This is a genomic window from Pseudomonas sp. N-137, from assembly GCF_034555295.1.
In the GTDB taxonomy this organism is placed as follows: Bacteria; Pseudomonadota; Gammaproteobacteria; order Pseudomonadales; family Pseudomonadaceae; genus Aquipseudomonas; species Aquipseudomonas rhizophila.
The window spans coordinates 1-23,403 of the sequence record NZ_JAXUDQ010000014.1 but is presented as its reverse complement, the minus strand read 5'-3'; the positions used below and the strand labels follow the sequence as shown (position 1 = coordinate 23,403).

General features: G+C 61.3%; 20 protein-coding genes. 8 read left to right on the top strand and 12 right to left on the bottom strand.

Translation table 11 applies throughout. From position 1 onward, the window contains the following. Positions 1 to 10: 10 nt before the first annotated feature. A complete protein-coding gene (locus tag T3A99_RS13215) occupies positions 11 to 1,585 on the top strand; it encodes an ABC transporter ATP-binding protein (protein ID WP_160894201.1) in 1,575 nt (524 codons plus the stop codon). A 12-nt stretch (positions 1,586 to 1,597) separates the two neighbouring features. On the opposite strand, the gene T3A99_RS13210 is transcribed toward T3A99_RS13215, so the two are convergent. Together T3A99_RS13210 and T3A99_RS13205 are read right to left on the bottom strand one after the other, a co-directional pair. Further along, positions 1,598 to 2,932 (bottom strand): methyl-accepting chemotaxis protein, encoded by a 1,335-nt coding sequence (locus T3A99_RS13210; RefSeq protein WP_281460035.1) that lies wholly within the window; start codon positions 2,930 to 2,932, stop codon positions 1,598 to 1,600. 167 nt (positions 2,933 to 3,099) lie between these two features. Beyond that, positions 3,100 to 3,315, bottom strand: a complete 216-nt coding sequence (locus T3A99_RS13205; RefSeq protein WP_160894197.1) for a TIGR02450 family Trp-rich protein — start codon at positions 3,313 to 3,315, stop codon at positions 3,100 to 3,102. A gap of 222 nt (positions 3,316 to 3,537) precedes the next feature. Between T3A99_RS13205 and T3A99_RS13200 the strand changes: the two genes are divergently transcribed. The 4 genes from T3A99_RS13200 to T3A99_RS13185 all read left to right on the top strand — a co-directional run bounded on the left by T3A99_RS13200 (position 3,538) and on the right by T3A99_RS13185 (position 9,590). Next, positions 3,538 to 4,953: a sigma-54 interaction domain-containing protein gene (locus tag T3A99_RS13200; protein ID WP_047227846.1), complete on the top strand. Its 1,416-nt coding sequence runs from the start codon at positions 3,538 to 3,540 to the stop codon at positions 4,951 to 4,953. 301 nt (positions 4,954 to 5,254) lie between these two features. Then, entirely contained in the window at positions 5,255 to 6,646 is a 1,392-nt protein-coding gene (locus T3A99_RS13195; RefSeq protein ID WP_047227845.1) for a GntP family permease, read from the top strand. Between the two features lie 8 nt (positions 6,647 to 6,654). Continuing rightward, complete coding sequence (gene hbdH / locus T3A99_RS13190; protein ID WP_076384048.1) at positions 6,655 to 7,431, top strand: 3-hydroxybutyrate dehydrogenase; 777 nt, start codon at positions 6,655 to 6,657, stop codon at positions 7,429 to 7,431. Positions 7,432 to 7,634: 203 nt separating this feature from the next. Next, the gene (locus T3A99_RS13185) at positions 7,635 to 9,590 is read left to right on the top strand and encodes an acetoacetate--CoA ligase (RefSeq protein WP_322834449.1); all 1,956 of its coding nucleotides are present in this window, start codon (positions 7,635 to 7,637) and stop codon (positions 9,588 to 9,590) included. A 151-nt stretch (positions 9,591 to 9,741) separates the two neighbouring features. Here the strand turns inward: T3A99_RS13185 and T3A99_RS13180 are convergent, their stop codons facing one another. Further along, positions 9,742 to 10,860, bottom strand: coding sequence for a PilT/PilU family type 4a pilus ATPase (locus tag T3A99_RS13180; protein WP_047227842.1), 1,119 nt, complete (start codon positions 10,858 to 10,860; stop codon positions 9,742 to 9,744). Positions 10,861 to 10,994: 134 nt separating this feature from the next. Here T3A99_RS13180 and T3A99_RS13175 point away from each other — a divergent pair, with 134 nt between their 5' ends. After that, on the top strand, positions 10,995 to 13,532 hold the full coding sequence (locus tag T3A99_RS13175; RefSeq protein WP_322834448.1) for a PAS domain-containing protein: 2,538 nt from the start codon (positions 10,995 to 10,997) through the stop codon (positions 13,530 to 13,532). A gap of 48 nt (positions 13,533 to 13,580) precedes the next feature. Then, positions 13,581 to 13,856, top strand: coding sequence for a peptidylprolyl isomerase (locus T3A99_RS13170; RefSeq protein ID WP_019690952.1), 276 nt, complete (start codon positions 13,581 to 13,583; stop codon positions 13,854 to 13,856). A 37-nt stretch (positions 13,857 to 13,893) separates the two neighbouring features. On the opposite strand, the gene T3A99_RS13165 is transcribed toward T3A99_RS13170, so the two are convergent. The 8 genes from T3A99_RS13165 to T3A99_RS13130 all read right to left on the bottom strand — a co-directional run bounded on the left by T3A99_RS13165 (position 13,894) and on the right by T3A99_RS13130 (position 20,584). Further along, complete coding sequence (locus tag T3A99_RS13165; protein WP_047227840.1) at positions 13,894 to 14,817, bottom strand: sugar kinase; 924 nt, start codon at positions 14,815 to 14,817, stop codon at positions 13,894 to 13,896. 153 nt (positions 14,818 to 14,970) lie between these two features. Beyond that, on the bottom strand, positions 14,971 to 16,188 hold the full coding sequence (locus T3A99_RS13160; RefSeq protein WP_047227839.1) for an amino acid deaminase: 1,218 nt from the start codon (positions 16,186 to 16,188) through the stop codon (positions 14,971 to 14,973). Between the two features lie 29 nt (positions 16,189 to 16,217). Next, positions 16,218 to 16,982: an IclR family transcriptional regulator gene (locus T3A99_RS13155; RefSeq protein WP_047227838.1), complete on the bottom strand. Its 765-nt coding sequence runs from the start codon at positions 16,980 to 16,982 to the stop codon at positions 16,218 to 16,220. A 145-nt stretch (positions 16,983 to 17,127) separates the two neighbouring features. Next, entirely contained in the window at positions 17,128 to 17,517 is a 390-nt protein-coding gene (locus T3A99_RS13150) for a RidA family protein (RefSeq protein ID WP_047227837.1), read from the bottom strand. Between the two features lie 42 nt (positions 17,518 to 17,559). Continuing rightward, complete coding sequence (locus T3A99_RS13145) at positions 17,560 to 18,351, bottom strand: amino acid ABC transporter ATP-binding protein (protein WP_047227836.1); 792 nt, start codon at positions 18,349 to 18,351, stop codon at positions 17,560 to 17,562. After that, positions 18,348 to 19,010: an amino acid ABC transporter permease gene (locus T3A99_RS13140; protein WP_322834447.1), complete on the bottom strand. Its 663-nt coding sequence runs from the start codon at positions 19,008 to 19,010 to the stop codon at positions 18,348 to 18,350. Before T3A99_RS13140 ends, T3A99_RS13145 begins: the two co-directional genes overlap by 4 nt. Before the next feature lie 9 nt (positions 19,011 to 19,019). Continuing rightward, positions 19,020 to 19,682: an amino acid ABC transporter permease gene (locus T3A99_RS13135; RefSeq protein WP_076386604.1), complete on the bottom strand. Its 663-nt coding sequence runs from the start codon at positions 19,680 to 19,682 to the stop codon at positions 19,020 to 19,022. A gap of 53 nt (positions 19,683 to 19,735) precedes the next feature. Continuing rightward, positions 19,736 to 20,584 (bottom strand): transporter substrate-binding domain-containing protein, encoded by an 849-nt coding sequence (locus T3A99_RS13130; RefSeq protein WP_047227834.1) that lies wholly within the window; start codon positions 20,582 to 20,584, stop codon positions 19,736 to 19,738. A gap of 349 nt (positions 20,585 to 20,933) precedes the next feature. On the opposite strand from T3A99_RS13130, the gene T3A99_RS13125 reads away from it, so the two are divergent. Then, entirely contained in the window at positions 20,934 to 21,380 is a 447-nt protein-coding gene (locus T3A99_RS13125) for a thioredoxin family protein (protein WP_076384043.1), read from the top strand. Positions 21,381 to 21,537: 157 nt separating this feature from the next. On the opposite strand, the gene T3A99_RS13120 is transcribed toward T3A99_RS13125, so the two are convergent. Further along, positions 21,538 to 23,184: a phospholipase D-like domain-containing protein gene (locus T3A99_RS13120; RefSeq protein ID WP_107322656.1), complete on the bottom strand. Its 1,647-nt coding sequence runs from the start codon at positions 23,182 to 23,184 to the stop codon at positions 21,538 to 21,540. Between the last annotated feature and the right edge of the window lie 219 nt (positions 23,185 to 23,403).

The following is a 23,403-nucleotide window of genomic DNA, read 5'->3' as shown; positions in this document are numbered from 1 at the left end:
GAACCCTGAGATGAGCGACAACCTGATCGAAATCCGCGACTTGAGCGTGGCCTTCAACGACCAAACCGTGGTGCGCAACCTGTGCCTGGATATCCGCCCCGGCGAATGCCTGGCCCTGGTGGGCGAGTCAGGCTCCGGCAAGTCGGTAACGGCCCATTCGATCCTGCAACTGCTGCCGCAAACCGGCAGCCGTACCACCGGCAGCATCCGCTATCGCGGCCAGGAACTGGTGGGCGCCGAGGCCAGGGTCCTGCGCGAACTGCGCGGAGACCGGATCGCGATGATCTTCCAGGAACCCATGACCTCGCTGAACCCGCTGCACAGCGTCGAAAAGCAGATTGGCGAAACCCTCATGCTGCACAAGGGCCTGGGCGGCAAGGCCGCGCGCCAGCGCATTCTGGAGTTGCTGGCCCTGGTGGGCATCCAGAAACCCATCGAACGCCTCAAGGCCTACCCGCATCAACTCTCCGGCGGCCAACGACAGCGGGTGATGATTGCCATGGCCCTGGCCTGCGAACCGGAACTGTTGATTGCCGACGAACCGACCACCGCGCTCGACGTGACGGTGCAGCGCAAGATTCTGCTGCTGCTCAAGTCCCTGCAGCAACGACTCGGCATGTCACTGCTGCTGATCAGCCACGACCTGAACCTGGTGCGCAGCATCGCGCAACGGGTCTGCGTGATGAAGGCCGGGGAAATCGTCGAACAGGCGCCGTGCGAAACGCTCTTCAGCGCGCCGAAACATCCCTACAGCTGCGAGTTGCTGCACGCCGAACCGGAAGGCGAAGCCCTGCCCCGTGACGAACGCGAAGACGTCTTGCAAGTGCAGGATCTGCGCGTCAGCTTTGCCCTGGGCGGCGGGCTGTTCCGGCGCAAGGAATACCTGCGCGCCGTGGACGGCATCAGCCTGACGATCCAGCGCGGCAAGACCCTGGGGATCGTCGGTGAATCCGGTTCCGGCAAATCCACCCTCGGCCAGGCGATCCTGCGACTGATCGAATCCGAAGGCAGCATCCGCTTCCAGGGACAAGCCCTCGATCATCTGTCGCAGAAAGACCTGCGACCGTGGCGCAAGCAGATGCAGGTGGTGTTCCAGGACCCGTTCGGCAGCCTCAGCCCTCGCATGTCGGTGCAGCAGATCATCAGTGAAGGCCTTGAGGTCCACAGCTCGTCCAGTTCCGAGCAGTGTGAAGCGCAGGTGATCCAGGCGCTGCAGGAAGTCGGCCTCGACCCGCAGAGCCGCCACCGCTACCCCCACGAATTCTCCGGTGGCCAGCGCCAACGCATCGCCATCGCCCGGGCATTGGTGCTCAAGCCGGCCCTGATTCTGCTGGACGAACCGACCTCAGCCCTGGACCGCACCGTGCAAAAGCAAGTGGTCGCCCTGCTCCGCCAGCTTCAGGAAAAGCATGGCCTGACTTACCTGTTCATCAGCCATGATCTGGCAGTGGTCCGCGCCCTGGCCCACGACATGATCGTGATCAAGGACGGTAAAGTGGTGGAGCACGGCGCCAGCCATGAGGTGTTCGACTCGCCCCAGCATCCCTACACCAAGGAGCTGTTGGCGGCGGCTCAACCGCAGTAATCCCGGGCTCGCTCAGGCGCCACGTCGTTGATCCAGCGCTTGAGCGAACTCACCCATCACCTCCACCACCTGCTGCGCGCCTCGATGAATATCCAGAATGACAGTGCCGGCCTGGTTAGCCAGTTTCACCCCCTGCTCTGCCTTGAGCGTGCTCGATTGCATGCTACTCACCGCTTGCCTGGCCAATTCACGGTTCTTGGCGACGACTTGAGTAATGGCCACAGTTGACTGACTTGTACGTCGCGCCAGATTGCGCACCTCATCGGCCACCACCGCGAAACCGCGTCCCTGCTCCCCGGCGCGAGCCGCTTCGATGGCGGCATTGAGCGCAAGCAGATTGGTCTGTTCGGCAATGCCCCGGATGGCATCGACGATGCTGCCGATTTCTTCGGACTGCGCGCTCAGGGCACCTATCCCGGCTGACACCTGCTGAAGCTCATCGGCGATGCTTTGCACCACCGTAACGGTTTGCTGAACCACACACGTGCCGAGCCGGGTTTGCTCATCGGTCTGCCGGGACGTCTCGAAAGCAAGTCCGGCGGCTTTTGATTCACTTTGGCGTTGCTCGACTTCGCGAGTGCTGTCAGTGGCGAACTTGACCACGCCATACAAGCGCCCCCGTGCATCGTAGAGAGGGTTGTAGGTAGCCTGCAGCCAGACAGTCGCGCCTCGATTGTCGACGCGCTCGAAAAGGCCGGTCCTGTATTCACCGCGATTGAGCCCGGCCCAGAAGCCACGATAAGCCTCACTCTGGACCTCGCTTGGTTTGCAGAAAATCCGGTGATGCTGGCCCCGAATTTCTTGCAGGCGGTACCCCATGACGTTCATGAAATTCTCGTTGGCATTCACGACCTGACCGCTCAGATCAAATTCGATAACCGCCATGGAACGGTCGATCGCTTGCATGAAACTGGTTTCGGCCTGGGCGCGCAACACCCGCTCGTTGATATCGCGAACAATCAGGATGATGCGCTGCACCTTTGCATGGTGATCCAGCACAGGGACGTAGCTTGCGTGCACCCACAGCCAGCTTCCATCACGCCGCAAATGCAGAAACTGGCTGTCGGCTGGAGAACCCTGCCCCAACTGCCGCCATAACGCCGAGCATTCGGCACTGCGTGAATAGGCAGGCTCACAAAACATCGAATGATGCTGACCGAGGGTTTCGCTGAGTGAATACCCCATCATTTTCAAAAAAACCGGGCTGACGTCGAGCACCTCGCCCGTCGGGGTGAACTCGATGATCGCCATGCATTGCTGCAAGGCCGTCCGTTCGGCTTCGAGAAAAGCCTGCCTGGCCTGGATTTCGTGCAAGGCGTCCTGATGCTTGCGAGTACGAATGAACATGGGTGGCGCTCCCGGAGGCGTGAATGCGTGGCTGTAGCCACACGAAGGCAGAGATGCCATCGCTAGGTAGCTGCATTAAGCCACTATCGCAGGAAAACTTGTACAACTTTATTATTATGTATAACTATCAGAAGTCATACGGATCTCTATGGCACAGCCCAAGACATTCAGCACCAGCCCATTTTCCAATGCTTGCTGTCGCGCAACTCGCGCCAGTCGAGCAACGTCACACGAGCGCTGTATACAGCCTCAAGCTCAATCTGAATGGGTGTCCCCTCCTCATCACAGAGCAGCTTGGTGACGAGAAAATGCTTTTCCCGATCAGTCGGCGCACAGGCCGTCCATTTGGAGAGCTGCAGCTTGCGAGGGTTGAATTTATTCATGAGCGCTCTCAGAAAAATGTACATATTAGTGAAAACTGTACAAGTTTATCAGACTGCCCACCACTGAGCAGATCCACTAAGGCTTAGGGTTTGCCATTGATACGCCACGGCAAAGGATGCGGGCGGAGTAGTGCTCGGCCGGCCCCTCCCGGCATAATGCCGCTCTTTGGCAACCCCTTTGATCGGAGGATGCCGGCAAATCCCACCTTCTGGAAATGCCCGATGAACCCCACCGAAAGCCTCAAGGATTACAAGCGCGTGCGCACGCTGGCGATCCGTTCGTTGTTCGAGATCATCGAACAGTCCAGCGAAGGCACGGTGATTGTCGACCGTGACGCGAACATCGTCTGGATGAACGAACGCTACGCCCGGCGCTTCGGCCTGAACTCAGCGCAAGAAGCCATCGGCCGGGCGTGCGAGAGCGTGATCCCCAGCAGCCTGCTGCGCGAAGTGGTACGTACTGGCCGACCGATTCTGTTGGACATGCAGGACACGCCCAAGGAGCCGCTGGTGGTGATGCGCCTGCCGATCCACGACAGCGCGGGCGCGGTGATCGGCGCCATCGGTTTTGCCCTGTTCGATGAATTGCGTAGTCTGTCGCCGATGCTCAAGCGCTACCTGAGCATGCAGGAGGAACTGGCCTCCACCCGCTCGCTGTTGCGGGCACGGCAGACTCGGTACAACTTCGCCCACTTCATCGGCACCAGCAGCGCCAGCCTGGAGGTCAAGCGTCGTGCCCGGCGCAGCGCCAGCGCCGATTCGCCGGTGCTGTTGCTCGGCGAAACCGGGACCGGCAAGGAACTGCTGGCCCAGGCAATCCACGGTGCTTCGCCGAGGGCGCACAAGGCGTTCGTCAGCATCAACAGCGCGGCGATCCCGGAGGCCCTGCTGGAAGCCGAGTTTTTCGGCACCGCCCCGGGCGCCTTCACCGGCGCCGACCGCAAAGGCCGCGCCGGCAAGCTGCAGATCGCCCAGGGCGGCACACTGTTCCTGGACGAAATTGGCGACATGCCACTGCCGCTGCAAAGCAAACTGCTGCGGGTCTTGCAGGAAAAAGAATACGAACCCGTGGGCTCCAACGAGGTGCTGCAAAGCGACGTGCGGATCATCGCTGCCACGTCCATGGATCTGGAAGCGGCGATCAAACGCGGAGAATTTCGCGCCGACCTGTATTACCGCCTCAATGTGTTGCCGATCCAGGTCCCGCCGCTGCGCGAACGCCTGGATGATTTGCCGGCCCTGAGCGAGGCGATCCTCGAAGAACTGCGCAGCCAGCACGAACTGAACCACGACGCACTCGACCTGCTGGGGCAACACGCCTGGCCGGGCAACATCCGGGAGTTGCGCAATGTGCTGGAACGAACCGCGCTGCTCAGCGACGACCTGCTGCTCACTGCCGCCGATATTCGAGCGGCCATTGGGACTTTCACGCCGGTCACCCGTGCGTTGAATCCACATCAGGAGCCGCTGCCGCAAGAAACCTTCAGCCAGGCCCGGGCACGATTCGACCGCCACTTGATCGAAACCACCCTCGCGCAATGCGGCGGCAAGGTAGTTGAAGCGGCTGAGCGGTTGGGGCTGGGGAGGTCGACCTTGTATAAGAAAATGGTGGCGCTGGGGATTGCCGAGTCTCAATAAAGAGACGCATATCTCTAGATATAGACAGCTCCTTTTGAGCGCTTCGCGCTCATCGCGAGCAGGCTCGCTCCCACAGTGGACCGTACTTTCCTGACGAACTCGGTCAACCTGTGGGAGCGAGCCTGCTCGCGATGAGGCCAGCACAGCCCCTGAAAATCTCAAAACAGAGACAAAACTCTCGAGCCACCCTCACCAAAATCAATAATTCTCTTATATTTCAATAAATTACATACCTGGCACAAATCTCGCTAAAGCCCTCCCCACCGCTTCACCACAAAAATAACAATCCAGGAGACACACCATGAGTGTGATCATTGCCTTGGCAGCCCTCACGCTGCTGATGGTGGCCGCCTACCGTGGCTACAGCGTTATCCTTTTTGCCCCCATCGCCGCCCTCGGCGCCGTCCTGCTCACTGACCCTTCCGCCGTCGCGCCGGCTTTCACCGGGGTGTTCATGGAGAAGATGGTCGGCTTCATCAAACTGTATTTCCCGGTGTTCCTGCTCGGCGCGGTGTTCGGCAAACTGATCGAGCTGTCGGGTTTCTCCCGCTCTATCGTCGCGGCGGCGATTCGCCTGCTGGGCACGCGCCAGGCCATGTTGGTGATCGTGCTGGTCTGCGCCTTGCTGACCTATGGCGGCGTGTCGCTGTTCGTCGTGGTGTTCGCGGTGTATCCGTTCGCCGCCGAGATGTTCCGCCAGAGCAATATTCCCAAGCGGCTGATCCCGGCCACCATTGCCCTTGGCGCGTTCTCGTTCACCATGGACGCTCTGCCCGGCACGCCGCAGATCCAGAACATCATCCCCAGCACCTTCTTCAACACCACCGCCTGGGCCGCGCCCTGGCTGGGTGTGATCGGCACGATCTTCGTGTTCAGCTTCGGCATGCTGTTCCTGCAACGCCAGCGCAACAAGGCCCAGCGCCTAGGCGAAGGCTACGGCACCGAACTGCGCAACGAGCCGGAGACTGCCGAAGACATCAAACTGCCCAATCCCTGGCTCGCCATTTCGCCGCTGTTGGCGGTCGGGATCATGAACCTGCTGTTCACCCAGTGGATTCCCCAGTGGTATGGCAAGACCCACAGCCTGGCGCTGCCGGGCATGACCACACCCGTGACCAGCGACATCGCCAAGCTCACCGCGATCTGGGCCGTGCAGGCCGCGTTGCTGGTGGGCATTGTCCTGGTGCTGCTGTTCGCCTTCAGCACCATTCGCAGCAAGCTGGCCGAAGGCAGCAAGAGCGCGGTGGGCGGTGCGCTGCTGGCGGCAATGAACACCGCTTCGGAATACGGTTTTGGCGCGGTCATCGCGTCCTTGCCGGGTTTTCTGGTGCTGGCCGACTGGCTCAAGAACATCCCCAATCCACTGGTCAATGAAGCCGTGACCGTGACGCTGCTGGCGGGCATCACCGGTTCAGCCTCGGGCGGCATGAGCATCGCCCTGGCGGCGATGTCCGAAACGTTCATCAGCGCCGCCAACGCCGCCAACATTCCTCTGGAAGTGCTGCACCGGGTCGCGTCCATGGCCAGCGGCGGCATGGACACCCTGCCCCACAACGGCGCGGTGATCACCCTGCTGGCGGTGACCGGTCTGACCCACCGTGAAGCCTACAAAGACATTTTCTGCATTACGCTGATCAAGACCCTCGCGGTGTTCTTCGTGATCGCTGTGTTCTACGCCACTGGCATTGTGTGAGGCTCCCCATGACAACCCCTCTTTCGGGCAAGACCGCCCTGGTCACCGGCTCTACCAGCGGCATCGGCCTGGGCATCGCCCTGAGCCTTGCCAAGGCCGGCGCCAACCTGATCCTCAACGGCTTCGGCGATGCCTCGACGGTGATCGCCGAGGTGAAACAGTTCGGCGGCAAGGTCGGCCATCATCCGGCCGATGTCAGTGATCCGGCGCAGATCGCCGACATGCTCGCTTACGCCGAACGGGAGTTCGGCGGCGTGGACATTCTGGTGAACAACGCCGGTATCCAGCATGTGGCCGCCGTGGAAGATTTTCCGGTGGAGCGCTGGGACTCGATCATCGCCATCAACCTGTCCTCGGTGTTCCATGCCACGCGCTTGAGCCTGCCGGGCATGCGCGCCAAGGGCTGGGGGCGGATCATCAACATTGCCTCGGTGCACGGCCAGGTCGGCTCGGTGGGCAAGGCCGCCTACGTCGCAGCCAAACACGGGGTGATCGGTCTGACCAAAGTGGTCGGCCTGGAAACCGCCACCAGTAACGTGACGTGCAACGCCATCTGCCCTGGCTGGGTGCTGACACCGCTGGTGCAGAAACAGATCGACGACCGCATTGCCACGGGCATCGACCCGCAACAGGCACAGCATGACCTGCTGGCCGAAAAACAGCCTTCCCTGGAATTCGTCACCCCGCCGCAACTGGGGGAACTGGTGCTGTTTCTGTGCAGCGAAGCCGGCAGCCAGGTACGTGGCGCGGCGTGGAATATTGATGGTGGGTGGCTGGCTCAGTAAATTTCTTGCGATCCCTTGTGGCGAGGGGATTTATCTGTGGGAGCAAGGCTTGCCCGCGATGGCCGCACCGCGGTTTAACAGCTAAACCGCGTTTTCGTTCATCGCGGGCAAGCCTTGCTCCCACAAGTCGGGGATAAATCCCCTCGCCACAAGATTGGGTCGCTCTATAGTTTGTGTGTACATAAAAGAAAAAGAGGCACCCCATGTCCGACATCCTCTGGCAACCCACCCCCGATCGCATCGCCCAGTCACGCATGGACGCCTTTCGCCGGTTCATCAACGAACGGCATCAGCTGCAACTGAGCGATTATCCGGCGCTGCACGCCTGGAGCATCGACCAGCGTGAAGCCTTCTGGCAGGCCATCGTCGACTTCTTCGAGATCCGTTTTCACCAGGCGCCCAGCGATGTGCTGGTCGAAGGTGAGCAAATGCCCAGCGCCCGGTGGTTTCCCGGGGCGACACTGAATTTTGCCGAACACCTGCTGCGCCGGCGCGATGACGCCGTGGCCGTGGTTGCCCTCGACGAAAGTGGCGGGCAAGAACAACTGACCTGGGCCGAACTTGCCGCCCACGTCGCTGGCCTGCAAAAAAGCCTGCAAGCGGCAGGTGTGAGCAAGGGCGACCGGGTAGCCGCGTGCATGCCCAACACCTGGCAGACCCTGGCGGGCATGCTCGCCACCACCAGCCTGGGGGCGATCTGGTCGTGCTCCTCGCCTGACTTCGGCACCCACGGGGTCATCGACCGGTTCGGCCAGATCGAGCCCAAGGTGCTGATTACCTGCGCCGGTTACCGCTACGCCGGCAAGGTCATCGACCAGCGAGCCAAGGTCAACGAAATCCTCGAGCGCCTGCCTTCGCTGCAGCAATTGATCATCCTGCCCTATGCATGCCCTGACGCCCGCGTCGAAGACTTCAAGACAACGGCCAGCGTCGCGTTGTGGAGCGACTTCTACCGCTGTGGCGGCGAACCGGCGTTCGTTGACGTGCCGTTCGATCATCCGCTGTACATCCTCTATTCCAGTGGCACCACCGGCGTGCCGAAGTGCATCGTCCACAGCACCGGCGGCGTGTTGCTGCAACACCTCAAGGAACATGGCCTGCATGTGGACCTTGGCCCCGAAGATCGCCTGTTCTACTACACCACGTGTGGCTGGATGATGTGGAACTGGCTGGTGTCGGCCCTCGCCGTCGGCAGTGCGGTGGTGCTCTACGACGGCTCGCCCTTTCACCCTGGCCCCGAGCGCCTGCTGGACCTGATCGACCAGCAGCGCATCAGCGTATTCGGCACCAGCCCCAAATACCTGGCGGCCCTGGAAAGCCAGGGTTTGAAACCGCGACAGACCCATGACCTGGGCAGCCTGAAAACCATCCTGTCCACCGGCTCGGCCCTGGCGCCCCATAGCTACGACTACGTGTATCGCGACTTCAAGCCCCAGGTGTGCCTGGCCTCGATGTCCGGTGGCACCGACATTGTGTCGTGCTTCGTCAATGGCAATCCGTTGTCCGCCGTTCGCCGTGGCGAGATGCAGGGCAAGAGTCTGGGCATGGCGGTGCAGGTCTGGAACGAGGCAGGCCAGGCGGTCATCGGTGAGAAAGGTGAACTGGTCTGCACCCGGCACTTCCCGGCCATGCCCATTGGCCTGTGGAATGATCCGCAGCAGGAAAAGCTAAGGGCCTCCTACTTCAGCCAGTTCCCCGGTGTGTGGGCCCAGGGGGACTACGCCGAGGAACTGCCTCACGGCGGTTTCTTGATCCACGGGCGTTCGGATGCAGTGCTCAACCCCGGTGGCGTGCGCATCGGCACGGCGGAAATCTATCGGCAGGTGGAAAAGGTCGAGCAGGTGCTGGACAGCGTTGCTATCGGCCAGCAATGGCAGGGTGATGTGCGCGTGGTACTGTTTGTGCGCCTGCGCGACGGCGTGACCCTGGATGAGGCCCTGGAGCAACAGATCCGCCAGGTGATCCGCGCCAATACCACACCGCGTCATGTGCCGGCGAAGATCCTGGCAGTCAGCGACATCCCGCGGACCATCAGCGGCAAGGTGGTGGAACTGGCGGTGCGCAACGTGGTGCATGGGCAGGTGGTGAAAAACACCGATGCCCTGGCCAATCCCGAGGCGCTGGAGCAGTTCAGGGATCGGCTGGAACTGACCACCTGAGGTTAAAGCCGTATGGGCCATCTGGCCTCATCGCGAGCGGGCTCGCTCCCACATTGGTCGGTGGTGAACACAGGATTGGCAATCACCATCGATTCCCTGTGGGAGCGAGCCTGCTCGCGATGAACGACAACGCGGTATGCCTGTGGAACCATCAATCCATCAACCCCCACTCCCCCGCCGCCGGATCGGCCGGGGGCACCGCTGCCCCCGACTCGGCATGCAACTTCAGGCGCAACCGCAGGTTGTTTGCCGAATCGGCGTTTTTCAGGGCTTCCTCCTCATCGATAGCACCCTCCACCACCAGGTTGTACAGGGCGTGATCGAAGGTTTGCATCCCGAGTTCTTCTGACTTTTCCATGATGCCCTTGAGCTCGCCGAACTCATTGCGGCGGATCAGGTCGGCCACCGTGGGCGAGCCCAGCATGACCTCCACCGCGGCCCGGCGCTGGCCGGTGCGAGTGCGCACCAGGCGTTGCGACACGAACGCCTTGAGGTTGTTGCCCAGATCATTGAGCAGCTGCGGCCGGCGTTCTTCCGGGAAGAAATTGATCACCCGGTCCAGCGCCTGGTTGGCATTGTGAGCATGCAGGGTGGAAATCACCAGGTGCCCGGTGTCGGCGAAGGCCAGGGCATGTTCCATGGTTTCGCGATCACGAATTTCGCCGATCAGTACCACGTCTGGTGCCTGGCGCAAGGTGTTCTTCAGGGCGGCATGAAAGCTGCGGGTGTCGACACCGACTTCCCGTTGATTGATGATCGATTTCTTGTGTCGATGGATATACTCCACCGGATCTTCAATGGTGATGATATGGCCGCTGCTGTTGCGATTACGGTAATCGATCAGCGCCGCCAGGGAAGTCGACTTGCCCGACCCTGTCGCGCCGACGAACAGCATCAGCCCCTGTTTCTGCATGATGGTGTCCAGCAACACATTTGGCAGTTTCAGGTCCTCGAACCGAGGGATGTCGAGCTTGACGTTGCGGATCACCATGGACACGTCATTGCGCTGCTTGAAGATATTGACGCGAAACCGCCCGACCCCAGCCAGGGAGATAGCCAGGTTCATTTCCAGTTCTCGATCGAACTCAAGCCGCTGTTCGGCGTCCATCAAAGACTCGGCGAGCCCGGCGATGTCGCCCACCTTGAAGGGCTGGTTGCTCAAGGGTTTGAGCACCCCCTCGAAACGCGCGCACGGCGGCGCACCGGTGGACATATAGAGGTCGGAGCCATCCTGGCTCGCCAGGATGCGTAACAAGGGATCGATTTCCATGGCCTGATTGACTTCCGCGAGACTTCAATGAAACAAGCTGACCCGATGAGCAAACTTTTCAGACCAACCCGCGCTTACCTTCTTCAGAGGATAGTAGACACCGTGGCTGCGACACGATTTGCAGGGTTTGCGTGATGAACGCAACACCCACCGGCATTGACATACAAAGCCTGTTCGCCCGACGTGACTGGGCCAACAGCCCGCTGGGCACTGCCCAAACCTGGCCCCAGAGCCTGCGTACCGCCCTGGACATCGTGCTCCACTCGCCGCTGCCGATGTCCCTGCTGTGGGGGCCACAGCTGATTCATTTCTACAACGACGCCTTTACCCGCCTGACGGGCGACAAACACCCCCAGGCGTTCGGCCAGCCGACCCATTCAGCATGGCCCGAACTCAAAGACCTGAGCGGGCCGATTTATCACCGCGTGTTGCAAGGCCACGGGTACACCTGTCGCGATCAGCAATGGCGAGTGCCCTTCGCCGGCCGCCTCTGCGATGTCTGGCTGGACCTGACCTACAGCCCCGTGCGCGATGAAGACGGCGCCGTGGCCGGTATTCTGGTCACAGCCATCGAGACCGGTGAACGACGACGCCTGGCCCTGGAGTTCGAGCGACGCTCAGAGGCCAGTCTCAAGGCCCAGCAGGAAAGCGAGGAACGCCTGCAACTGGCCCTGGCCGCTGCCGATACGCTAGGCACCTGGGATTGGGACATCAGCGAAGACCGCTTTGTTGCCGACGAGCACTTCGCGGTGCTGCATGGCGTCGACCCGAACCTGTCGCGCCAGTTGCCCATCAGCGCTTACCTTGAAGGCGTGCATCCCCAAGACCGGGCCATGGTCACCCGCAGCATCAAGCATTGCATCACCCACAGCACTGAATACGCCGAGGAGTACCGTCTCCTGCGGCCTGACGGCGAACTGCGCTGGGTGTTCGTGCGCGGTCGGTGCTACAAGGATCGCCATGGCCGGCCCAAACGCTTTCTCGGCGCGGCCCTGGACCTGACCGATCGCAAGCGTACCGAGCAGGCCCTGCGCCAGAGCCAGACCGAACTGCAACTGATCATCAACGCCATGCCGATCCTTATCAGCTATGTGGACCGGGAAGAACGTTTTCGCCTCAACAACAGCGCCTATCTGGATTGGTATGGCCTGACGCCCCAAGAGCTATATGGCAAGACCATTCGCGAAGTGCTCGGCGATTCAGCCTACGCCGCCCGCGCCGAGCAGATCGCCGACGCCCTGGCAGGCAAGCCGTGCAGCTTCACCGTGCAATCGGATCACCGCGACGGCCGTCCCCGCCATGCCTTGATCAACTACCTGCCGCGCCGTGGGGCCGATGGTGCGGTGAACGGTTTCTACATCTTTGTGATCGACGAGACCGAGCGCAAGAAAACCGAAGAGGCCCTGCGCAACCTCAACGAAACGCTCGAAGAACGCGTCATCGCCCGCACCCAGCAACTGGCTGAAGCCAACCACCGCCTGCAAAACGAGATGTTCGAACGCGAACGTGCCGAGGAGGCGCTGCGACACGCCCAGAAAATGGAGGCCGTGGGCCAACTCACTGGCGGCATTGCCCATGACTTCAACAACATGCTCACCGGCATTCTCGGCAGTCTCGACCTGATGCAGCGCTACATTGCCAGCGGTCGCACCGCCGAGATCGGTCGTTTCACCGAAGCGGCCGTGTCCTCGGCCAATCGTGCGGCGGCCCTGACCCACCGTCTGCTGGCGTTTTCCCGCCGCCAGTCGCTGGACCGCAAACCGCTGGACCCCAATGACCTGGTGCGTTCACTTGAAGACTTGCTGAGCCGAACCACCGGCGATCACATCGTGCTGCGCCTGCAGTTGGCCGATGAACTGTGGCCGGTCAGCACCGATGCCAGCCAGCTGGAAAACGCCCTGCTCAACCTGGTGATCAACGCTCGGGACGCCATGCCTGAGGGTGGCGAATTGACCATCGAAACCGCCAACGTCTACCTCGACGGGAATGACCTCAGTGCCCTGGAACCGGTCAAGGCCGGTGACTACGTGATGATTGCCGTCAGCGACAATGGCAGCGGCATGACCCCATCCGTGCTGGCCAAGGCCTTTGATCCGTTCTTCACCACCAAACCCATCGGCCAGGGCACCGGTTTGGGCTTGTCGATGATCTACGGGTTTGCCCAACAGTCGGGTGGCCTGCTGAGCCTGGACAGTGTGCCGGACCAGGGCACGCGGGTGCAGTTGTACCTGCCGCGGCTGTACGTCGCGTCTGTCCAGCAGACTGCGGCGCCGGTAGCGCTGGATGCACCGGCCGCCGTCGCCGGTGAAACCGTGTTGCTGGTCGAAGACGAACCGGCCGTGCGCATGCTGGTGCTCGATCTGCTCGACGCCCTGGGTTACACCACCCTTCAAGCCCAGGACGCCAAGGCTGCCCTTGGGCTACTGGAGTCCAGCCAGCGCATCGACTTGCTGGTGACCGATGTCGGCCTGCCAGGCATGAATGGCCGGCAACTGGCGGAAATCGCCCGCCAGCATCGGCCCGATCTGAAGGTGCTGTTCATGACCGGTTATGCGCAGAAGGCCACCGAGCGCCAGGGCTTTCTCGAGCAGGGCATGGATATGGTTGCCAAGCCCTTCAGCCTCGATCTGCTGGCGAACAAGATTCGGACGATGATCAACCATGGCGCCTGACTTGAGGCATAATCGCCGCCCCGTCGCACCGTTCAGGTCACTGCTGCAATGAAAGCCCAAGCCCGCCATATCCTGGTGAAAACCGCCGAAGAAGCCGAACAGCTCAAGCAACGCATCGCCAAAGGCGAAGCCTTCGATGTACTGGCCAAGAAATACTCCACCTGCCCCTCGGGCAAACGCGGCGGTGATCTGGGTGAAGTGCGGCCCGGGCAGATGGTCGGTGCGATCGACGCGGTGATCTTCAAAAAGCCCCTGCGGGTGGTGCATGGGCCGATCAAGAGCAAGTTCGGCTATCACCTGGTGCAGGTGTTCTACCGGGACTAATGATCGAGCCCGCTCCCACAGGTGCTTCCCGGCCCCTTCAGTCCTTGGGCATCAACGCCCCCGGCACCTGGATGACCCGGCTCGCCAACAGATGTCCAGCCTCGGCGGCCTCCACCGGGCTGCCACCGAGCAGGCGGCTTGCCAGGTAAGCAGCACTGAATGAATCCCCCGCCGCCGTCGTGTCCACCACCCGCTCCACTCGCTGGGCCGGAATCTCGAAAGACTCACCATCACAACAGATCAGACAGGGCTCGGCACCGCGCTTGAGCACCACTTCCGACGTGCCCAACTGCGCGTACGCGGCGAACACCTCAGCGCTGTCGGCATAACCGAACAGCGCCTGCTCGTCGTCCACCGTCAGCAGCGCCAGCTCCACGTAAGGCAATACACTGCGATAGGCCGCACGGGCTGCATCCACTGATGCCCAGAGCCTTGGCCGGTAGTTATTGTCGAACACCACCTCGGCCCCGCGCCGGCGGGCCTGGATCAGGGTTTCGATGAGCTTGCCACGACCTTGCTCACCGAGCACGGCCAGGGTGATGCCGCTGAAGTACAGCACGTCGTAATCCGGCAGCGCCGCCAGAATCGGTGCGGCGGCCGGGGTGGTGAAGCAATCACGCACCGCCGCCTCGTTGCGCCAGTACAAAAACCGCCGCTCACCCGCCGCGTCGGTCTGGATGCAATACAAACCCGGCAAACGACCGGGCAGGCGCTGGACCCGATCCAGGCCGATATTTTCGGCGGCCCAACTCTGGCACATGGCATCGCTGAAACTGTCGTCGCCCAAGGCGGTAACGTAATCCACCGCGCCCTTGTCACCCAGGGCGCGGGACAGGTACACAGCGGTGTTCAGGGTGTCGCCGCCGAAGCTTTGTTGCAGACTGCCATCGGCGCGCTGCTGCAGTTCGATCATGCACTCGCCGATCAGGGCGATGCGAGGTTTTGGGTTGGGGTAGCTCATGGGCGATCCTGATATTTCGATAGTGTCTGCCAGGCCGCTATCGCGAGCAGGCTCGCTCCCACAGGGGATATTGGTGAACATAAATCCTCTGTTCACAACCGCCCCCACTGTGGGAGCGAGCCTGCTCGCGATAGCCGCGACTCGGTTTCAAGGCTAGAAACAAGTCTCCATGCTCTCGACCACCCGCAACTGCTCATCCACCAGGCACGCCACCCGCCACTTGTCGAAAGTCAGGCACGGATGCGACGTACCGAACGAGATGATGTCGCCTACCCGCAGTTCCACCCCGGTCGCCACCGTCATGAACGCATGCTGGTCCATCACCGCCGTGACCTTGCAGCCGGCCAGGTCCTGCCCCGCTATGGAGTCGGAGCCGGGTTGGTAACGCTTGAGCGGCACCGGCAGCCCGGCGTCGTAGGCCACGTCGCGTTTACCCAGGGCGATCACCGCAAAGCCCGGTTCAGGCAGCGATTGCACGTGGGCCCAGACTTCCAGGGCCGGGCGCAGACCTTCGTGCAGGTCGCTACGCCGTTCCAGCACGCAGCACTGGGCCTCTTTGTAGATGCCATGGTCATGGGCCACGTAACTGCCAGGACGCAGCACACTGAGGAAACGTCCGTGGGCGTTCCGAGCCTCGAAAGACTCGGCAATCAGGTCGTACCAGGCTGAACCCGAGGCGGTGATGATCGGCTTGTCGATGGCGAACGCACCGTTGTCCTGCAGTTGCACCGCCAGCCCCACCAGGGATGCGGCAAACGCACGGATGCCACTGATGGCGTGGTCACCATGGATCACGCCTTCGTAGCCTTCGATACCGGTCAGCGCCAGCGCCGGTTGCGCCCCGATCGCCTCGGCCAGGGCCAGCACCTCGGCCTCGGTCCGGCAGCCACACCGGCCACCCACCACACCGTATTCGATCATCACGTTCAACTTCGCACCGCGAGAGGCAAAGAACGCGCCCAGCTCGGCAACGTTGTCGGGATGGTCGACCATGCAATGGAATTCGAACGCTGGATCTGCCAGCAGATCCGCGATCAGCGCCATGTTTGGCGTGCCCACCAATTGGTTGGCCATCAGCACCCGGCGCACGCCATGGGCGTAAGCGGCACGGGTCTGCACTGCGGTGGCCAGGGTCAGTCCCCAGGCGCCGGCCTCGAGTTGGCGGCGAAACAGCGCCGGGGTCATGCTGGTCTTGCCGTGGGGCGCCAGTTCGGCACCACTGTCCGTGACGAACTTTTGCATCCAGTCAATGTTGTGCTCCAACGCTTGGCGATGCAGCACCAGCGCCGGCAGGCTGATGTCGCGCAGCAGGTGATCACCCGCTTGGGCGGCCCCCTTCTCCACGGCAGCGTTATGAATGGCAGAAGACATGTTCACACTCCTCACACAGCCGCGGCTGTCTATTCATTGATGCGACGGGCCAGGTTGTTGGCGCTTTCGATCAGCACCCGGCGGTAGTCGGCGTAGTTGTTCTTGGCGTCGGCCCGTGGGGCGACGATGCACAGGGTCGCGATGGCCACGCCATTGGCGTCTTTGACCGGCGCGGCGAAGCAGTGGGTGAAGGTGTCAGCCACACTGTCGAAGGAGAAAAATCCATCGAGCCCGGCCTGGCGGATCTCCGCGAGAAACCGCTCCAGGGGCAGGCGCTCGCCGTCCGGCAGGATGAAGTCGTCGGGGTCGATCAGGTCGACGATCTGCTGGTCACTCAGATGCGCCAGCAGCAGGCGTCCGGATGCGGTCCAGGGAATCGGCGCGTTCTCGCCGATGTCCGAGGAAATGCGAAAATGCCGCTCCCCCTCCTTCATCAGTGCCACCGTGTATTTGCGCCCGTTGAGCAGGCACATCTGGGCGGTTTCCCGGGTCTGGCTGACGATTTCCTGCAAGGCGTGATCGGCCTCGCGACTCAGGTCGAAATGCCGCAGGTGCGCCTGCCCGAGAAAGTACAACTGGCGGCCCAGATAGACGTGGCCGTCCTTGCCCACCGGCTCCAGGATGCGTCGCTCCAGCAGCGACGCCACCAGCTCGTAGACCGTGGACTTGGGACTGCCGATGCCGCTGGCGATGTCATTGGGGCGCAACGGCTGGCCGATTTCCTTGAGGAAGTCGAGGATATCGAACGCCCGGTCCAACCCTCGGGCCCGGCGTTTGATGGTGTCTTCGGTCATGTCTTGGGTTCCCATTCAATTGGCCGGGAGTTTAACCAGAGTGCTGCACCGCCTGATAGATTGCTATCGCAGGCAAGCCTTGCTCCCACAGGAGTTTGCATTGCCTTGTGGGAGCAAGGCGTGCCCGCGATGAGTCCTCAGTGACTCAGGCCTTTTTCTTGTAGGCGATGCAATCAATCTCAACCTTGCAATCAACCATCATGTTCGCTTGCACACAAGCCCTGGCAGGGGCATGTTCGGGGCTGAAGTATTCACCAAATACTTTGTTGAAACTCCAGAAATCCCGCGGATCTTCCAGCCATACGCCGCAGCGCACCACATCTTCAAGGCCGTATCCGGCTTCTTCAAGAATCGCGATCAGGTTCTTCATGGTCTGGTGGGTCTGCTCGACGATCCCGCCGACAATAATCTCGCCGTTGACCGCCGGCACCTGACCGGACACGTGCAGCCAGCCGTCGGCCTCAACGGCTCGGGCGAAGGGCCGTGGCTGACCGCCGCCTGCGGTGCTGCCGGTGCCGTAGCGCGTAATGCTCATGGGTGTTTCTCCTTGCCTGTATCAATCAGAGGTTCAATAAAATTAAAAACGGGTGTTCTTGAGAAACTCAGCCAGTCGTGGCGACTGTGGCCGTTCGAACAGTTCTTTCGGTGGGCCCTGTTCTTCGATGCGGCCCTGGTTCATGAACACGATCTTGTCGGACACCTCGAAGGCAAAACGCATTTCGTGGGTCACCAGCAGCATGGTCATGCCGTCTTCGGCCAGCCCCTTGATCACGTTCAGCACCTCACCCACCAATTCCGGGTCCAGGGCCGAGGTCACTTCGTCGAACAGCATCAGGCTGGGGTTCATGGCAATCGCCCGAGCGATCGCCACACGCTGCTGCTGACCGCCGGACAACTGACCGGGAAAATGATTGCGCCGTTCCAGCAAGCCGACCCGCTCCAGCCATTTCTCGGCCAGGGCCACGGCTTCGTCCTTGGGTAGCTTTTTCACCTTGAGCAGGCCCAGGGTGACGTTCTGCAACGCCGTCAAATGCGGGAACAGGTTGAATTGCTGGAAGGCCATGCCGGTCATGGCCCGATGCCGGGCGATGACTTTTTCCGGGTGGCGCACGCGCTTGCCGCCCACCTCGTCATAGCCGATGGCCTCGCCATCGAGCACGATCTGCCCGCCCTGGAACTCCTCAAGCATGTTCACGCAACGCAGCAACGTGGTTTTGCCCGAGCCGCTGGAGCCGATCAGGGTGACGACATTGCCGCGCTGCATGCTCAGGTCCACGCCCTTGAGCACTTCCACCGGGCCGTATTGTTTGCGCAGACCGCGAATGTCCAGCAGCGGTTGAGCATTGGTAGAGGTCGAAACATCAGTCATGGCAAGGCCACCCGCTTTTCAATGTGCCGCCCGAGCAATTCGATGGCGTAGTTGATGATGAAAAAGAGAAAACCGGCGAACAGGTAAAACTCCAGGGTCATGAAGGTCCGGGCGATGATCTGCTGAGTGCTGAGCAGCAGTTCGGCAACGCCGATCACCGACAACAGGGTCGAAGCCTTGACGATTTCGGTGGAGGAATTGACCCAGGTCGGCAAGATCTGCCGCAGTGCCTGGGGCAACAGCACGTAACCCAGCGCCTGGAAGAACGTCAGGCCGATGGCCTGGCTTGCCTCCATCTGCCCACGGGGCAAGGCCTGCAAGGCACCGCGCACGATCTCGGCCATATGGGAGCCGCAAAACAGTGTCAGGCCCAAGGCACCGGCCTCGAATGCGCCGATTTGCCAGCCCAGGGCCGGGGCCATGTAGAAACAGGCCAGCACCAACACAAACACCGGAGTGCCGCGAATCACGTCGACGTAGAAACGAAACGGCGCGCGCATCCAGAAGCGACCGTAAGTCAGCACCAGCCCGGCGAACAGGCCGATCAGCGTGCCTAACAAAATCGCCAGTACCGAGCACTGCACGCTGGTCAGGAACCCGGCCCACAGCGTCTCCCGGGCGACCCACAACTCATGCAACCAACTGGGGGATTCGTACATGGAACACTCCTAACGGCGAATCGCCAGACGCTGCTCGAAATAACGCAGCAGCATGGCAATGAGGTAACAGGCCGCGACATACAGGGCCGTGGTCACCAGCCAGGTTTCGATCACCCGGTAGCTCTCCACGTTGATCTTGCGGGCGTAATAAGTCAGCTCCGGCACAGCGATCGCTGCCGCCAGTGAGGTGTCCTTGAACAGTGAAATGAAGTTGTTCGACAACGCCGGCAACACGTTGCGCAGCATCACCGGCACGGTGACGTAGGCCTTCACTTGCCACTCGCCCAAACCGATGGCCAGCCCCGCTTCACGCTGGCCCTTGTGAATGCTCAACAGCCCGCCGCGGAACACTTCGGTCAGGTAGGCCCCGGCGTACAGCGAGAGAGTGATGACGAACGAGGGAATTTTGTCCAGACGAATACCCAGGCTTGGCAAGGCGAAGTAGATCAGCAGGATCAGCACCAGGATCGGCGTATTGCGGATCACCGTGACATACACCGAGGCCAGCACCCGCAACACGCGGTGCTTGCTCAGCAGCGCGAACGCCATCGCCAGGCCGATCACGCAACCGATGGCGATCGACACCAGCGCCAGGGAAAGCCCCAGGCCGAGCCCCGCCAGCAAGGTGTCGAAATCGCGCCAGACGGCGGCAAAGTTCAACTGATAATTCATGGTCGGCAGTACCTTCAACGGGGCGCCCTCAAGGGCGCCCCGGGCTCACGGGATCATTTGAATTCGACGGGGAAACCGATGGCCGGCGACGGCAGCTCGACGCCGAACCATTGCTTGAACGATGCCGCATAGGTGGGGAATTCCACGCCGGTCATGGCTTCATGCAAGGTGGTGTTGACGAAGTTCAGCCAGTCCTGGTCGCCGCGCTTGACCGCGCAGGCATAGGTTTGCGGGCTCCAGGCGTAGGCCGGGCTGCGGTAGCGACCAGGGTTCTGCACCATCAGGTACTTGACCGAAGACTGGTCGGTGGCGGCCGCATCGGCGCGGCCGGAGTTCACCGCCTGATACATCAGATCGACACTGTCGTACTGATCGACCTTGGCCTTGGGCAGCGCCTGGTGCACCAATTCCTCGGCGTAGACGTTCTGCAGCACAGCCACGGTGACGTCATCGCCGGCGGCCTTGAGGTCTTCGATTTCCTTGTACTTGCTGTTGGCCGGCAGCAGCAGGCCCACGCCTTCGCGGTAATACGGCAGGGTGAACGCCACTTGCTGGGCACGACTGGCGGTGACGGTGATGAACTGGCAGCTCATGTCGACCTTGTCGGTCAACAGGTTCGGAATGCGTGCATCGGACGACTGCACCACAAACTCGACTTTCTCCGGGTCATTGAACAGACCCTTGGCCACCATCCGTGCGATGTCGATATCAAAACCCTGCAACTTGCCATCCGCTCCCTGGAAGTGCCACGGCGCATTGGTGCTGCCCGTGCCCACGATCAATTTCCCGCGCTGCAGCACGCTATCGAGCTTGCTGTCCGCCGCCTGAGCGACACCCATGGCAGCCGTCGTGGCCGCGAAGATAAAAACACACGCTTTGAACAAGGAAGGTCGGCGATGCATGGCAAGCACTCCTGAGTCAGTTTATTCCGCTATACCGGAACTTAGTATGTAACAACGGAATAGACAGCAGAAAGTGTGCCACAGGCATGCGGTGTATGGATAAGGAAAATGGAAAACCAATAAAATCAAAAGGATGGCACGCCCAGACGTTTCAATAGGAACGCGGGCATCTGCGCAGGGACTGCTACTGTTGGCTACAGCCTCGGGTAGCAAGGCCTCAGACAGGGAGCAAGCGAGGCTTTTGTGCACCAAAACGGAGCCACGCTACTGTCAACTCTGACAGTAGCGATGCCCGGCCGTGTTGCTTATGGTGGCAAACACTCGCTCTGTCGATGAAGGGAGGCCCGCCATGAGTTCGTTCATCACTCACATCGCCTCATCGAAGGACTACCGCACGGCTCTCAAGACCTGGCGCCCGGTAGTCTTCTATTTCGGCCACCCCCACTGCTACGCCTGTAGCTGGGCCGAGCCGCTGTTTTGCAGCGTTGCCGAGACATTCAAGGATCGGGCGGTGATCTACAAATTGAGTACCAGCGAATCGCCCCGACACCCGGACGTTACCGGGACACCCACGGTGCTGTTTTATAAGGATGGGAAGTTACGCCGCAAGCTCAAGGGCGTCGGTGATCAGGCCTCGCTGACCCAGAACTTTGCCGAACACATCGGCCGAACCAAACCCAGACGGCCGCGTCGTTCGCCTCGCCGTGACTTGCACTGGTTGCACGAGCAACTGCGAACCTTGTGCACCACCCGCCGGGCACGGGAGCTTGTAAGGTTGCGAGCAACGCTTGGATAACGGCGTGTTTCTTGGAATGGCAAATAAGTACCCTGTGGGAGCGAGCCTGCTCGCGATGGCGGAGTGTCAGGCAGTGTTGTACCTTCCGTGACAGAGGTTCATGACAGCTTCCTGGCCGATAAACAGCCCCATGCCATCACTGGGTAACTTACTGCACCTAGCGTCCGCAAAACCTCACTCTGGACAACATCCGCAAATCCCCGTCGCGGTAATAATCGTCCGTCCAGCTGTCATCCACCGCCAGCGGCTTGACCTGCTTGAGCGCCAGTTTTTTCGCGAAATAGCGAAAGCGGTAATGCTCGTAGAAGCGCAGCAGCTCAAGCCCGTAGCGGTCGGCCAGGTCGGTGTCGCCCTGAATGATCAGGTAGTTCTCGTCGTTGCCGCTGCTGGCCGCGGCACTCAGGTTGTGGCTGCCGCTGATGATGGTCGGCGTGTCGCTGGTGAAGTCGGTGACGACGGCTTTGGTGTGCACCAGCAGATTGCCTTTCTGGCCTTTCATGTTTTCCCTGAGCCAGCCCTCCAGGCCGGTATTGAGCAGCGCGGTGGCGGCGAATTCGGCGGTGCGGTCGGCATGAAAGCCAGTGATGCGGCTGGTGGTGTTCTGCAGGCCGTAACGCAGCACGTCGTCGTTGGGTTGACCGAGCAAGGCATCGAGGATCCGGTCGGGCAAGGCGAAGGCCGTGACGAACAGCAGGTCCTTGCGAGCGCCATTGATGATATCGACGAAGCGATCCAGGTCGCCCTCTCCCGTACGCGGCGAGAACCCGGTGAACAATGGCTCCTCGGGGACCATGGGGTTGTTCCGGTTGATCCACTGCCGCGTGGCCCCGACGTCCTCGGGTGCGGCCCAGATCTGCTCGAACACCTGGCGATAGCTGTTGCTGACCCGCGCGTCGTCCAGCACATGAATAACGTTGGCCTGGCGGTAGACGCCGTTGGCAGTGAAATTGGTGCTGCCGCACAGTACGGCCTCGGGGTGAAATGAACCGGTGTCGTCGACCTTGCTCAGCACGATGAACTTGTCGTGGAAAATATTGTGCGTGACGCGCCCGCGCTTGTTGGCCGCCGGCAGCGCTGCCAGACTGGCTTCGTTGCGCAATGTGCCGTCGTCTCCCGGCTCAGCGTGGTACAGCACCCGTACCCGCGCCCCCCGTGCGAAAGCGGCGTTCACAGCCTCGACGATCACCGGCAGTTCATATTCATAGATGGCGACGTCCAGGGCCCAACTGGCGTTCAGGGCCCGGTCGATAAAACCGGTCAAGCGCCCTAGCAAACCGTTTTCCAGCCAGCGGCGCGGCGCGTCGGGCCAAGCATCGATGGACAGGTTTTTGTTGGCGTCGATCAGCGCATCCAGCTCGGGAAATTTGCGCTGGAAGGCCTGGCTCGCGGCCACGGCACGATTGAAGATGACCCCCTGGTTGCTTGGCTGACCATCGTCACTGGTCACTGACACCTCAAGTGATTCCCCCAGTTGCGGCGCGTCAGGGCTGCCATAGGCCAGGTGCACACGGTAGTGAATTGCCACGCCTGGGTTGATGGCGTAGTCGGCCCAGCGAAATTTCTGCAACGGTGCTTTATCGCTCGGCGTAGCGCGAAATTGCGGGAACGTGTGCACCTTGTCGGGGAAGGTCAGGCTGTTGAACAGGAACAGCCAGGGCTTGGCGCCGTGCTGCTTCTCGATGGCAAAGCCGAGCAAGCCCTTGCGCCGGGGTTCGGCCAGGTCCATGGCGAGCAATACACCGTTGGTGCCAGCGTAGGCCTTGACCCGAAAATCGTCCTGGGCGTTGGTGACGAGTACGCGCATGGTTCACTCCTGTGAGGTCTGGCTGAGCATAGAACAGCGATGCTTATTGAGCGTGCGGATCTGACACCGGGGCGATGCTATCGCGAGCAGGCTCGCTCCCACAGGGGATTCATCGATCGAGTGTTAAATGTGGGAGCGAGCCTGAACTGGCCTAATGATTTTGGACACTTCAATCGGGCGCTATGATGGCGCCCAAATCTGAGGTGTTTGGATATGCGC